Consider the following 13,455-nt stretch of genomic DNA (forward strand, 5'->3'; position numbering starts at 1 on the left):
TGTTTAGATGTGTTTTTGTGACGATGTGTGACGTGAATGATTCTTTACACTTGATTTACAAGGAAATTTATAAAACGCCTGTGTGACGGATTGTCGTTATTTCAGAAGTGCGTGATCTCTCTTTTTGTTCGTGATATCGAGAAAGTAAATGGCTGTTGACGGTGATCATTACAAACTTTCACACTCGAATCACATTCGCTCGGCATGACGAATACAAAGATCCGGCCGCCCACGAGGCGAGCGGGCGATATATCTACAAAAGGGATTTGGAGAAATCATGAACTACAAGAGAAAAACACTGGTGGTGGCCCTGTCGCTGATTGGTAGTGTCGGCTACATGCCTTTGGCGCACGCTGACTCGGATGGCTCCGGCACGCTGGATCGCGTTGAAGTAACGGGCTCGAACATCAAGCATTCCATAAAGAAGGAACAAGCTTCTCCTGTGACTATTGTCAGCACCAGCGATCTGGCAAAGCAAGGGATCACGACGGTTGAGCAGGTTGTTAATACCTTGTCTTCTAATCAGTCCAGCCAAGGTAGTTCCCAAGCGGCTGGTAGTGCTACTGGCGGTGCGTCGTTTGCAGATATGCGCGGCTTAGGTCAGCAATATACATTGGTATTGCTAGATGGTCGTCGACTGCCTACCAATCCGTTTGATGGTACCGCAGTTGACCTGAATGCTATTCCGTTGGCTGCTATTGATCGCGTTGAAGTGTTACGTGATGGCGCATCTGCGATCTATGGAACGGATGCAATTGGTGGTGTAATTAACTTTATCACCAAGAAAACCGCCCAAGGGCTATCCTTTGGTGGGGACTTAAGCGTCCCGCAGCACTCGGGTGGAAAGAGTCGTAGCGTCAATGCAAGCTATGGTTATGGCAATCTCGCAAGCGATGGGTTCAATGTGTTTGGTGCTGTATCTTATCAAAAGATAGATCGCATCATGACGATGGACCGGAAGTTTGCTTCCACGGTTAATTCGGATACAAGTACTAGTTCTAATACCTTTCCGAGCAATGTAAGACTGCCTAATGGCACTTGGGCTAACAATACATGCCTGCCGCCATACTCTGTCGCATCGGGTAATCGCTGCATTGAGTATCCTGGTCTCTACATGGGTATCACGCCCGATGTGGAGCAGGTCAGCGGGTTTGGCAAGGGGTCTTTGCGCATTGGCGACAGTCATGAGTTGTCTTTGACCTACAGCATTACTCGAACCAAGAATACGTCTTATATTGCTCCGGATCCTACGGCATATGACTCATCACCTGGCCACCCCATCTTGCCAGGTGGTGGTCAACTTTGGAGCCGTTCTGTGCCGCTTGGTGACCGAGTAGACCAAGCTGTGACCACAACGCAAAATCTCCAGCTGAGCATGGAAGGTTTGATTGCAGGCTGGGATTATAAGGCGGGTCTGGGGCATGGCGAGAACTATGTCACTGATAGCTTGGTTTCCGGATGGATCAGCGGTAGCGCCATCCAGAACGGTATAAACAACAACACCTTCAATCCGTTTGATCAAGGCTATGCCAATTGGGAGCCTCTGTCGAGGTCGGGGCAGATTAGCGAAGCCAAGACGACTCTAGATAGCGCTGACTTCAAGGTCAGTAAAGAGTTGACACAATTGGCAGGCGGCCCGCTAGGTGTTGCATTTGGCACGGAATATCGTCGCGAAAGCATGTACCACAATTACAATTACAGCCTGTCAAAGGATGTGTTGGGAACTGGTCAGAGCTTCGCGACCAATGCAAGCGGTAGTCGCGACATTTATGCGCTTTCCGCGGAAATGAACCTGCCACTCATCAAGAATTTTGAGGCGCAACTCGCCGCACGTTACGACCACTATAGTGATGCCGGTGGTTCGTTGAATCCTAAGGTCGCGCTCCGGTTCCAGCCCGATCCGAAAGTCATGTTCCGTGCTTCCGCTAGTACAGGTTTCAGAGCACCATCGCTGTATCAGTTGTATGAGCCATTCAATGTCAGTCTTACGGGTGGTAAGGGTACCGACCCAATTTACTGCCCGAATGGCGTACAACAACCTGGCGCAGGACCGAATGCCTGTGTGCCGGATCAGTATCGCTTGGGCAATGCAGGCAGCGCGAATCTGAAGCCGGAAAAGGCATCGTCCATGTCTATCGGCATGGTATTGGAACCGGTCAAGAACATGACTACCAGCGTAGATCTCTGGTGGACCATGATTCATGATGCTGTTGGCCAGATACCTTGGTCGACTATCACGGATCCGAATAATGCCGCACGTTTTTCTAATTTGTACGTGCGTGATCCCGCTACCAACGACTACAAGTACATCAATCTGCCTTACCAGAATCTTGGTAGCTTGAGTACGGCAGGTTTGGACTTCAAGTTCAGCTGGCAGCTTCCCGCGACCCATTATGGCATTTTTAGCATAGGTCTCGATGGCACTTATACCAGCAAGTATCTGCAAGACTATGGTGATGGCCTAGGCTACCAGTCTTCCTTGGGGCAATACAATGTGCCGGGTAGCCTGCCTGCCATTTTCCGTTGGCAACATGAGTTGACCTTGGGTTGGAACCATGGCGCGTGGAGTGGTGTCCTGTCGCAAAACTACAAGTCTGGGTACACGGATGCGAATCCGTTGGGTCAGAGCAATATGGTGCGCCCATACTCGACTTGGAACCTTTCTGGAACCTATGTTTGGGATAAGAAGCTGTCCGTTACGCTGGGGGTGAAGAATCTGTTTGACCAAAACCCACCTTACAGTAATCAGCAGGATGTATTCCAGCAAGGTTATGATCCGCGAGTTTCCGATCCGACCGGCCGCGCCTACTTCCTGAAGGCTAATTACAAGATGTAATTCCGCTGATGAAGGTCGCCACCCCAGCCGGGATTTTGCTGGGGTGGCGTTTTGCGCTTGGCAATCCACTAAAGCCGTTAAGGAAGTGAACGTAACAATGTCCTATCCCGCAGTAAGGCAACAGTCAGGTCTGCGCAGCCGCCGCGGCGCCGGTCTGGCCGGGGTGATCATATTCCACGCCGTGCTGATCTACGCGCTGGTGACCGGTCTGGCCCAGGGCGTGGTGAAGGTGATCCAGCAGAAGGTGGAAGTGTCGGTGATCAGCGAACCGCCGCCGCCACCGCCGCCACCGCCGCCGAAGATCGAAAAAGTGGTGCAGCAGCCGACGGCGCCGAAACCGCAGGCCTATGTGCCGCCGGTGGTCAATCCGCCGCCGATGGTGCAATCGCAGAACGCGATCCAGTCGGTGACGGCCGATCCGGCGCCGCAACCGGCCCCGACGCCGGCGCCGGCAGTGGAAGCGCCGAAAGGCCCGGTGTCCGCCAAGGCCAACTGCAGCCATCTGGAATCGCCGGAATACCCGTCCAAGGCCCAGGAAGACGAAATCCAGGGCGTGGTGAACGTGGTGTTCAGCGTCGGCGCCAGCGGCAAATACAGCGGCGACGCCAGCTTCAATTTCAGCGGCGACATTCCGCCGCGTTATCGCAGCGCGTTCAAAGCCGCCATTACTACCGCATTGCAGGGTTACACCTGCCAGGCCAATTCCCAATTGAAACAGGAATTCGGCTTCAAAATGGACTCTGGCTCCTAAGACCAGGGCCTCTCAAGACACAAAGGAGCAAATACCATGACCAAGATCACTCGCGCATTTCTGGGCAAAGTCCTGGGCGCTGCCGCCGCGCTGAGCGCGCTGCCGGCACTGGCGGCCGAAACCGTCAACACCTCCAATCCGTACGGCATCGACGCGCTGTGGTCGCAAGGCGACTTCGTGGCGAAGGGCACGCTGATCATCCTGCTGATCATGTCCGCCTCCACCTGGTACGTCGGCATCGTCAAGCTGCTGGAACAACGCCGCCTGATCAAGCAGGGGCATGAACTGCTGGGCCACCACGGCGTAGACCTGCAAAAAGCGGCCAGCGAACTGGCCGACGAAGGCATGTACAGCGCCGTGGCCGTCGCCGGCATCGAAGCCGCGCGCGAACACAAAGGCGAACTGGCCAACCGCGTCGATCTGAACACCTGGGTGGCGATGGCCATCGAAGACGCGGTGGACTCCGCCAGCCACCACATGCAAAACGGCCTGTCGGTGATCGCTACCGTGGGTTCCACCGCGCCGTTCGTCGGCCTGTTCGGCACCGTCTGGGGCATCTACCACGCGCTGGTGAAGATCGGCACCTCCGGCCAGGCCTCCATCGACAAAGTGGCCGGCCCGGTGGGCGAAGCGCTGATCATGACCGCCATCGGCCTGGCCGTCGCGGTGCCGGCGGTGCTGGGCTACAACTGGCTGGTGCGCCGCAACAAGCTGGTGCTGGACAACGTCCGCGTGGTATCGGGCCGCCTGCACGCCAGCCTGCTGAACAACCCGACCCGGTAAACAGCCATGGCGCGTTACAAACGATTTGGCCACGGCAAGGGCGACGAAGACCAAGTGCTGTCGGCGATCAACACCACGCCGCTGGTGGACGTGATGCTGGTGCTGCTGATCATCTTCCTGATCACGGTGCCGGTGGTGACGCAGACAGTGAAGATGACGCTGCCCAAAGAGCAGAACATTCCGACGCAGACCAAGCCGGAAAACATCGTGCTGGGGGTGGGGCCGGACAGCCGGATCTACTGGAACATGAGTCCGGTGAAGGATCAGCAGGAACTGCTGGCGCGGCTGGTGAAGGAAGCGAAGAAAGATCCGCAGCCGGAAGTGCACATCCGGGGCGATGCGAGCGCGCGCTACGCGCCGATCGGCCGCATCGTGCTGGCGGTGCAGCAGGCGGGGATCGTGAAAATCGCGTTTATCACCGAACCGCCGAGCCCGGCGGGCGCGGACTAGGAGGAAAGAGCATGGCGATGAACGTGGGGTCGTCGGGCGAAGACGACCTGATGATGGAAATCAACACCACGCCGCTGATCGACGTGATGTTGGTGATGCTGATCATGCTGATCATCACGATTCCGATCCAGACGCATGCGGTGAAGCTGGACATGCCGGTGAACACGCCGTCGAAGCAGCAGGTGAAGCCGGTGGTGGTGCAGATCGACATCACGCCGGACAGCGCGGTGATGTGGAACGGCGAGCGTTTGCCGAACCGAGAGGCGCTGGAAGCGAAGCTGACGGCGGCGGGGAAGGCGGATCCGCAACCGGAGCTGCACATCAAGCCGAACAAGGATGCGACGTATGCGCCGGTGGCGATGGTGCTGGCGGAGTCGCAGCGTTTGGGATTGACGAAGCTGGGGATAGTGGGATCGGAACAGTTCCTGCAGTAACGGGATCAAAATGATCTGACACGAAAGGCAGCCATGGGCTGCCTTTCTTTTCGCGCTGAGTGCATGGATAGAGGGATGGATAATGAAAATGAAAGCATTGGCTTTGGCCCTGTTCCTGGCGGGGCAGGCATGGGCGCATGGCGTATCCGGCATTGATACTGCTAACTTCAATGCCCAAGTTCGGCCGCAGGACGACATCTATCTGGCGGTCAATGGCAAGTGGCTGGATACGCATGAGATCCCCGCCAGCGAATCCTGGGACGGCGCTTTCAAAGAATTGCGCGATCTGAGCGAGGCCCGCAGCCGCAGCCTGATTGAAACGGCCTCTGCGAAAAAAGACGCGGCGGGCAATGAGCGGCAGATTGGCGCTTTGTACGCCAGCTTCATGGACGAGGCTGCGGTGGAAAAGCTGGGGCTGCAGCCGATTGAGACGGATCTGCAGGCGGTGACCATGCTGTCCAGCCGTGTAGAACTGGCGCGGCTGCTGGGCGGTTGGCAGTCCGGCAATGTCAAATTGCCGATTGGGCTGTATGTGAACATTGATGCGAAGAATGCCACCGCCTATCTGCCAGAGCTTTACCAGAGCGGCCTGGCCATGCCGGATCGTGATTACTATTTGGGCAAGGATGCGCGTTTCGTCAAAATGCGCGAAGCTTACCAGAGTTATCTGGCGAGGCTGTTTCGTCAGGCCGGCTATGCCCAGCCGGACAAGTGCGCCAAGCGAGCGATGGCGCTGGAAACTAAATTAGCCCAGTTGCAGCGCAGCCGGGTGGAAAATCGCGATCCGCAAAAAACCTACAACAAGATGACGCCGGCGCAATTGGCCAAGCTGGCGCCTAAAGTCGATTGGCGCGGCTTTTTCACCGCGGCGGGCATGGCCGAGGTTGGCGAATTCAATGTTGCGCAGCCGGAATATGTGGCCGGCGTGGCCAAGCTCTTACAGAAAGAGCCTCTGCTGAATTGGCAGGATTATCTGATCGCGCACATTTTGGACGGCTATGCGCCGTATCTGAACAAGGCGATGGTGGATGCGCGCTTCGACTTTTACGGCAAGGCTTTGTCAGGCACGCCGGAGCAACGCCCGCGCTGGAAGCGTGGCGTCCAATTGGTGGAGTCGTCGTTGGGCGAAGCTTTGGGCCAGTTGTATGTGGCCAAGCATTTCCCGCCTGAGAATAAGCTGAAGATGCAGGAGCTGGTAGGCAATCTGATGCAGGCTTATCGGCAAAGCATAGACGGCTTGAGTTGGATGGGGCCGCAGACCAAGCAGGCAGCGCAGCTCAAACTATCCAAGTACATGCTGAAGATCGGCTATCCCGAGCATTGGCGCGACTATGCAGGACTGGAGATCAAAGCCGATGATTTGGTCGGCAACGTCAAGCGCGCCAACCGCTTCGATTACCAATGGCAATTGTCCCACTTGGGCAAGCCGGTGGACAGGACGGAATGGGGCATGACCCCGCAAACGGTCAATGCGTATTACAACCCGTCTCAAAATGAGATTGTGTTTCCCGCAGCCATTTTGCAGCCGCCTTTCTTCAATGCCGAAGCCGATGACGCGGCCAACTATGGCGGGATTGGCGCGGTGATTGGCCATGAGATCAGCCATGGTTTCGACGACCAGGGCAGTCAATATGATGCCGACGGCAATCTACGCGACTGGTGGACGGCTGAAGACAAGGCGCGCTTTCATGAGTTGGCCAGCAAGCTGGTGGCGCAGTATGAGGCGTACGAGCCGCTGCCAGGCAAGCACATCAACGGCAAGCTGACCTTGGGTGAGAATATCGCGGATAACGTGGGCTTGCAGATCGCTTACAAGGCTTACCAGTTGTCGCTGGCGGGCAAGGCTGCGCCGGTGATTGACGGCATGAGCGGCGATCAGCGCTTCTTCTATGGTTTTGCGCAGGTCTGGCGGGGCAAGATGCGCGATGAGGCCTTGCTGCAGCGCCTGGTGAGCGACCCTCATTCGCCGGAGGCGTTCCGCGCCATCGGCGCCACTTCGAACAGCGACGCCTTCCAGCGCGCGTTTGCGGTCAAGCCTGGCGATAAGATGTACAAGCCAGAGGAGGAGCGCATCCGCATCTGGTAAGCGTCTGAAGGAAGCGCATCTGAAGCCCGCGCCATGCGATTGCGCGGGCTTTGGGCGCTGTTGCACAAACCCTCCCCCAGCGCGGCTTGGTAAGATAGTGGCATGACCAAGCCCCCTCCGAAACGCTACCGAACCACCAACTGGAAAGCCTACAACCGAGCCCTGATCCAGCGCGGCTCCCTGTCCGTCTGGCTGGACACAAGCATGTCATGGCGGGCAACTCCTCGGGGCAAGCGCGGACGGACGCAGACCTATAGCGATGCCGCTATTCAATTCTGCCTGACCATTAAGAACCTGTTTGGACTAGCGTTGCGGCAGACCATCGGCTTCATCCAAAGCCTGATCCAGTTGGCGGGTCTGGACTGGAGCGTCCCAGATTACAGCACGCTATCCAGGCGGCAGCAGACGCTGCAGGTCAAAATTCCCTACCAGAAAAGTGCTGGCGCGCTGCATCTGCTGGTCGATAGCACAGGCATCAAAATACTGGGCGAAGGTGAATGGAAAACCAAGAAACATGGCGCGGAATATCGCCGGCAATGGCGTAAGGTGCATCTGGGCATCGATGCGGAAACCCTGCAAATCCGCGCCATCGAGGTAACCGACAACCGCCAGAGCGATGCGCAAATGCTACCTTCGCTATTGACGCAAATCCCGGCTGATGAGCCGATAGGCTGCGTGAGCGGCGATGGGGCTTTTGATACCAAGGCGTGCCATGAGGCGATTGCCGCGCGGGGCGCGATCGGGTGCATTCCGAGCCGCAAGAATGCGAGACCGTGGAAAGGAAGTGTGCTGGGAGTGCTGGCGCGGAATGAGATTCTGCGGACCACCAAGCGACTAGGCCGGGCGATCTGGAAGCGTTGGAGCGGCTACCATCGCCGCAGCTTGGTGGAAACCAAGATGTATTGCTTTAAACGGCTAGGCGAGAGGGTGATGGCCCGGCGTTTCGATGGTCAAGTGGCAGAGCTGCAAGTACGTGCTGCCATCTTGAACCGCTTCAGCATGCTGGGCCGGCCGTGCACGGTGCCGGTGGCGTAAATCCGTTTGGGGAAAGGGGAAACTCGCCCTGTTCAGGATTTGTGCAACAGCGCCCGGGCTTTGTAATAATTGGGCAATTATATTGCCGCTATTGACTTGAGTGCTTACACTTCGGTCAATGCGAACATCGATATTTCTAATTTCAATCAGTTTGTCCCTGGCTGCTTGCGACTCCCATCAGTTGAACCAGGTGGCCAAGTCTGGCGAAGTCAAGCAATTAGCGGCGCTAGGAGAGGCTTTGCTCTCTGGAACCGGGCAAGCGGCACCGGCACAGATAGACAAGGTCAGTCCGCAGCCATTGGTCGGCGGCAGCAAGGAGGTGGGGTACCGGAACTTCACTGCCGCCAAGCGTATTCTGCCGAGGCTGTATTCCGGCATGGAGGTCGATTTTTATTGCGGCTGCCGCTATCAGGGCAAGGACGTGGACTGGGCGTCTTGCGGCTATCAGCCACGAAAATCCGAAAGCCGAGCCAGCCGCATCGAATGGGAGCATGTGGTGCCAGCCTGGGTGCTGGGGCATCAGCGCCAGTGTTGGCAACAAGGAGGCCGCAAGAATTGCGCCGCAAATGATCCCTTGTTCCAGATGGCGGAGGGAGACTTGAATAATCTGGTGCCAGCGGTGGGGGAGGTCAACGGCGATCGCGCCAACTTCTCCTATGGCGCTTGGGAAATCCACCCGCGCCCGGTGTACGGCCAGTGTCAGTCCATTGTGGACTTCAAGCTGAAGCGCTTTCAACCGCGCGAGGAGGTCAGGGGGGCTGCGGCGCGGATTACGCTTTACATGCATCAGCGCTATGGTTTGAGCATGAGCCGCCAGGACAAGCAGCTGATGTGCGCCTGGGCGCGCCAATATCCGGTGGATGAGTGGGAGCGCCAGCGCAACAAGCGCATCATGCAATGGCAGGGAGAAGGCAACTTCCTGGTGTCGCAGCCGGAGGAACTGAGCAGGGTGTGTGGTTGATGTTCTGGTGATTACAAAGAAAAAAACGCCACGACATGCCGTGGCGTTTTGACTTTTAGATCGAATCAGGCTTAGAACGCAACCTTCATGCCGAAGCCGAAGGCTTGCGGGCTGTTGCCGCTCGTCAGCTTGGCGCCGCTGGTGCCCAGACCGGTGTCGTATACCGCGTCATTCGCGAAGTTGGCGCTAGCCTTGGCGTTGTTGGTGATCTTGGTGTAATAGGCGATCAGCTGGGTAGTCTTGGACAGGTCGTAAGTACCGCCCAGAATCCACTGCTTGGCCTTGAAGTCATCGCCACTGATGCCAGTGGCCACATTCTTCAGGGAGCCAAGTTGGCCGTAGCCTAGCTTGATGGAGGCCGCGCCGAAGTCTTGGCCCAAGGCGATCATCCAGTCATCCTGCTTCAGTTGGCCACCGCCGATTTGATCGTAGGTTGCCCACTCATAGTAGCCGCCAATGTAAGTGCCGAAGTCGAACTTATAGCTGCCGGCGATATTGTATAAGCTAACATTTTTGCCGCTGGTGCCATTGGCATCGGGCGGAGTGGCAGTGGAGGTGTAGATCGAGTTTGTATTAGCCTTGACAGCGGTGTCATAGCGACGATCCCAGCCGGTGCTCAAGTTGAGCGCGCCCCAGTTGTAGGCCAAGCCCAGCGACAGGCGCTTGGCATCGGTGGAACTGCCACTGGTGTTGTCTTGCAGGCGAGCTTCATCCACGCCCCAGGATGCGCCCAGCTTGAAGCCGGCCCAGTTCGGGGAGTACCAGTGGATGGAGTTCTTCAGGCGTTCTTCGCCACGACCGTTGACGGAAGACTTGCCAAAGTTTTCCGCCGTGGTGTTAATCAGGATATCCACGCCAAGCGCGCTATTGCCGCTGCCGGATAGGACCTTGTAAGCGGAGTCGTGGTTACCCAGCAGGACGCGGCCAAAGTCTGCATTATCGATGCCGACGAAGGTATTGCGGGTGCCCAGCGTTGCGGAGTTGTTCTTGTCATCGGTGCCGCCCTGCTCGAAGTTGCGCAGGCTGCTTTCCACTTGCCAGATGGCCTTGGTGCCGTTGCCCAGGTCTTCGTTGCCCTTGAAGCCGATGCGGGAGTTGTAGTCGGAAACGCGGGTACGCGAGGTGTAGTCGTTGGCCGAATTGCCGTTGCCGGTGGCCTTGACGGATTCAATGCCAGCGCTCAGGAAACCATAGATGGTGACGTCGGCGTGAGCTGCGACCGGGACGATGAACAGCGATGCAACCAGTGCTGCCAGATTCTTCTTTTGCATGATGGAACTCCAAGTCAAGTCGGACGGTTCTGCGATGAAGCGTGAAGGTTCGGCATGTCTGTTCACAGATTAGACTGCCGCTTCACAACTTGTCTGAGTTTAACCACAGAATATGACAAAACTGTTTCCAAACTGGCAAAAAGAGTGGCGAGAATACGACGCTTGTTGCGTTTATGCCGAAAACTTGTTCGGGTAGATTTCGTCGATGAGTGTCCGACAATCGACTACGCGCAGGTCATTGTCTTTGGCGAAAGCCATCAGGAACTGGAAGATTTGCGGGTAGATTTTTTCCAGTTTCTTGTCCACGGCCACGCAGCGCACCCCTTCCAGCATCATCGGGCGGACGAAGGCGTGGTAGGACAGCTTCTGGTTGGTGTCGAAGGAGGCGAGGATGCCGGCCAGGCGTTCGGCCCAGTCGCTGGGGCGAAAGGTGCGACCCTCGGAGGTGAGGCCTTGGATCACGATTTCGTACGGATTACAGATCATGGCGGTGGGACCAGTATGTTTGCTTTGGGTGTAGCCTGTTTTGTCGTACTTGCTAGGGGATATTGTAGGCTGGCGTTATTTGCTAATGCGAAAGTTCCGTGATCATACCTGAAAATCATATGCGCTTGAATGGGGGCAGCGAGGCCAGAAGCTTCTTGCCATAGCTTTGCCGTGTCAGGCGATTGTCCAGGATGGTCACGCGGCCGTAGTCGCGCTCGGTGCGGATCAGTCGGCCGACGGCCTGCACCAGTTTGATCGACGCTTCCGGCACGGTCAGCTCGATGAACGGGTTGCCGCCGCGCTTTTCTATCCAGCGCGACAGCGTTTTGCCCACCGGATCGTCCGGCATGGCGAACGGCAGCTTGGCGATGATGACGTGCACGCAGCTCTCGCCCGGAAGGTCCAGGCCTTCCGAGAAGGAATCCAAGCCGAAGATCACGCTGGCCTGATGGTCTTGCAGGCGCTGATGGTGGGTGTCCAGAAGCGTGCGCTTGGGAATGTCGCCCTGAACCAGCAGTTGTGCGCGCAATTCGGCCGGCAGGCCGGCGGCCACGTCCTGCATCTGCTTGCGCGAGGAGAACAGCACCAGCGTGCCGACCGCCTGGGAGAGGTCGATCAGCTTGGGTAGCCATTCTATGATCTCGCGGGTGTGGCCGCCCGGGTCTTTGGGGCTGGCCAGCAGCGGCGGCAGATACAGTTCGCCTTGCTCGTCGAAATTGAACGGCGAGTCTAATGCCAGGCAGCTGACTTTGGGCAGCCATTTCAGGCCGGTTTGCGACAGCAAGAGCTCGAAGTCGCCCAGCGAGCGCAGCGTGGCGGAGGTCAGGATGGCGCCGGCGGCGCGGCGCCACAGGGTGGCGGCCAGACTGGCGGCGGCGCTGACGGGCGACGCGGAGAACAGATAGTCGCCCTTGCCTTCAGAGCGGCGGGTAATCCATTTGGCGATAGGCGGCGCGTTTTCCGGCGTTTCGGTATCGAACAAGTCCCACACCGCCATCAGCTGTTCGGCGCGGCCGATCAGGAAACCCAGCTCGGTGGCGGTTTTGTCCAGGTCGGCGTCGCCGCTTTTGTCCTTGCGCGCTTCGGACAGGGCATTGCCCATATCGTCCAGCTGCTTGCTCAGCGCGCGCGCGGAAATCGCCATATTGGCGGCCGGCGTTTTCAGACGCTCCGGCAGGATGCCGTCTTCGATCAGCCAGGATGGCTCCAGATTGTCGCTGCTGGCGGCGAGAGATTCCTCGCTGCCCAGCAGCCATTGCCACTCGGTCAGCGTTTCCACGCAGGCAGCGGCGGAGTCGATGGCGCTGCTCGCCAATTCGGCTTTGCCGGTATGCGCCTCGGCATGGACCACGACGGCAGCCACCTTGTCCAGCCAGCCCAGCGCCTGGCCCAGCGAATGCTCGGCGGCGAACTGATTGATGGCTTTCTTGGCCAGATGGTGCGCCTCGTCTATGCAATAGAAGCTTTCCTCGGGGGCGGGCAGGATGACGCCGCCGCCCATGGAAACGTCCGCCAGCATCAAGTCGTGATTGGCCACCACCACGTCCACGTTTTCCAATGTGTCGCGCGCCAGATAGAACGGGCATTCCACGCGATTGGGGCAGGCGGTTTTCAAACAGCCGTGGCGGTCATTAGTGACGCGCGCCCACAGGCCGTCTTCCACCACGCTATCCCAGCTGTCGCGGTCGCCGTTCCATTTGCGCTGATGGAAGGCGTCAGCCATGGCGGTCAGCGCGTCCAGTTCGGCCTGTTCCGGCTTGTGGTCCCACAGCGCCATCATCGGGTCCGGCTGCAGCAGGCTTTGCTGCGCGTGCTGAGCGGTGAGGCCGTACAGGCGGTACGGGCACAGATAGCGGCCGCGGCCCTTTGCCAGGGCGAAGGTCAGCGGCAGGCCGCTGTTTTCCACCACGAAGGGCAGGTCGCGGTTGACCAGTTGCTCCTGCAGCGCCACGGTGGCGCTGGTGACTACCAGTTTTTTGCCGCGCGCGCGCGCCATCACGCCGCCGGCCAATAGATAAGCCAAGCTCTTGCCGACGCCGGTGGGGCCCTCGATCACGGTAATGCTTTCGCCCTCGCGCTGCGGCCATTCGTCTCCGACTTTCTCTTGCGAGCGCGCCAGCGCATTGGCGATTTCGGCCAGCATGCGGCGTTGCGAGGCGCGCGGGCGAAAGCCCGGCAGTCGGTCGGAAATGGCGCGATAGTGGTCGCGTATGGCGTCTTTTTCGGCATCGGTCAGCATGGCGCAATTGTAACGTATGCGGCCGATGTGCGCCCGCATAATGACGGCGGGCGCGGGATGCGGATAGGATAGGGGAAAACAAAAAACACGCGCATGGCCGGACAGACTCCATACATAACAATG

At 57.9% G+C, this 13,455-nt stretch carries 10 protein-coding genes and 1 pseudogene; 8 read left to right on the forward strand and 3 right to left on the reverse strand.

Annotated elements, in window-relative coordinates; translation table 11 throughout:
- Positions 1–277 precede the first annotated feature (277 nt).
- The 8 genes from BI343_RS15735 to BI343_RS15770 all read left to right on the forward strand — a co-directional run bounded on the left by BI343_RS15735 (position 278) and on the right by BI343_RS15770 (position 9,336).
- On the forward strand, positions 278–2,836 hold the full coding sequence (locus tag BI343_RS15735; protein WP_083341014.1) for a TonB-dependent receptor: 2,559 nt from the start codon (positions 278–280) through the stop codon (positions 2,834–2,836).
- A 97-nt stretch (positions 2,837–2,933) separates the two neighbouring features.
- Entirely contained in the window at positions 2,934–3,587 is a 654-nt protein-coding gene (locus BI343_RS15740) for a hypothetical protein (RefSeq protein WP_071110408.1), read from the forward strand.
- Between the two features lie 36 nt (positions 3,588–3,623).
- Positions 3,624–4,370, forward strand: a complete 747-nt coding sequence (locus BI343_RS15745) for a MotA/TolQ/ExbB proton channel family protein (protein ID WP_071110409.1) — start codon at positions 3,624–3,626, stop codon at positions 4,368–4,370.
- A 6-nt stretch (positions 4,371–4,376) separates the two neighbouring features.
- Positions 4,377–4,820, forward strand: coding sequence for an ExbD/TolR family protein (locus BI343_RS15750; RefSeq protein ID WP_071110410.1), 444 nt, complete (start codon positions 4,377–4,379; stop codon positions 4,818–4,820).
- An 11-nt stretch (positions 4,821–4,831) separates the two neighbouring features.
- A complete protein-coding gene (locus BI343_RS15755; protein ID WP_071110411.1) occupies positions 4,832–5,254 on the forward strand; it encodes an ExbD/TolR family protein in 423 nt (140 codons plus the stop codon).
- Positions 5,255–5,342: 88 nt separating this feature from the next.
- The gene (locus tag BI343_RS15760; RefSeq protein WP_244886672.1) at positions 5,343–7,340 is read left to right on the forward strand and encodes a M13 family metallopeptidase; all 1,998 of its coding nucleotides are present in this window, start codon (positions 5,343–5,345) and stop codon (positions 7,338–7,340) included.
- A gap of 102 nt (positions 7,341–7,442) precedes the next feature.
- Positions 7,443–8,375: an IS5 family transposase gene (locus BI343_RS15765; protein WP_071110413.1), complete on the forward strand. Its 933-nt coding sequence runs from the start codon at positions 7,443–7,445 to the stop codon at positions 8,373–8,375.
- Positions 8,376–8,613: 238 nt separating this feature from the next.
- Positions 8,614–9,336 (forward strand): endonuclease, encoded by a 723-nt coding sequence (locus tag BI343_RS15770; protein ID WP_244886673.1) that lies wholly within the window; start codon positions 8,614–8,616, stop codon positions 9,334–9,336.
- A gap of 71 nt (positions 9,337–9,407) precedes the next feature.
- Here the strand turns inward: BI343_RS15770 and BI343_RS15775 are convergent, their stop codons facing one another.
- The 3 genes and pseudogenes from BI343_RS15775 to dinG all read right to left on the reverse strand — a co-directional run bounded on the left by BI343_RS15775 (position 9,408) and on the right by dinG (position 13,332).
- On the reverse strand, positions 9,408–10,607 hold the full coding sequence (locus BI343_RS15775) for a porin (RefSeq protein WP_071110415.1): 1,200 nt from the start codon (positions 10,605–10,607) through the stop codon (positions 9,408–9,410).
- Positions 10,608–10,805: 198 nt separating this feature from the next.
- Positions 10,806–11,093, reverse strand: a pseudogene (locus BI343_RS15780) (DUF3579 domain-containing protein); the annotation flags it as partial.
- A gap of 115 nt (positions 11,094–11,208) precedes the next feature.
- Entirely contained in the window at positions 11,209–13,332 is a 2,124-nt protein-coding gene (gene dinG / locus BI343_RS15785; protein ID WP_071110591.1) for an ATP-dependent DNA helicase DinG, read from the reverse strand.
- Between the last annotated feature and the right edge of the window lie 123 nt (positions 13,333–13,455).

Origin of the sequence: Chromobacterium amazonense, from assembly GCF_001855565.1 — a bacterium.
In the GTDB taxonomy this organism is placed as follows: domain Bacteria; phylum Pseudomonadota; class Gammaproteobacteria; order Burkholderiales; family Chromobacteriaceae; genus Chromobacterium; species Chromobacterium amazonense.

Bases quoted from the DNA above. Each gene is read 5' to 3' on its own strand.
- dinG (WP_071110591.1), bottom strand. From the start codon at position 13,332: ATGCTGACCGATGCCGAAAAAGACGCCATACGCGACCACTATCGCGCC.
- BI343_RS15735 (WP_083341014.1), top strand. From the start codon at position 278: ATGAACTACAAGAGAAAAACACTGGTGGTGGCCCTGTCGCTGATTGGT.
- BI343_RS15740 (WP_071110408.1), top strand. From the start codon at position 2,934: ATGTCCTATCCCGCAGTAAGGCAACAGTCAGGTCTGCGCAGCCGCCGC.
- BI343_RS15755 (WP_071110411.1), top strand. From the start codon at position 4,832: ATGGCGATGAACGTGGGGTCGTCGGGCGAAGACGACCTGATGATGGAA.
- BI343_RS15745 (WP_071110409.1), top strand. From the start codon at position 3,624: ATGACCAAGATCACTCGCGCATTTCTGGGCAAAGTCCTGGGCGCTGCC.
- BI343_RS15750 (WP_071110410.1), top strand. From the start codon at position 4,377: ATGGCGCGTTACAAACGATTTGGCCACGGCAAGGGCGACGAAGACCAA.
- BI343_RS15765 (WP_071110413.1), top strand. From the start codon at position 7,443: ATGACCAAGCCCCCTCCGAAACGCTACCGAACCACCAACTGGAAAGCC.
- BI343_RS15760 (WP_244886672.1), top strand. From the start codon at position 5,343: ATGAAAGCATTGGCTTTGGCCCTGTTCCTGGCGGGGCAGGCATGGGCG.
- BI343_RS15775 (WP_071110415.1), bottom strand. From the start codon at position 10,607: ATGCAAAAGAAGAATCTGGCAGCACTGGTTGCATCGCTGTTCATCGTC.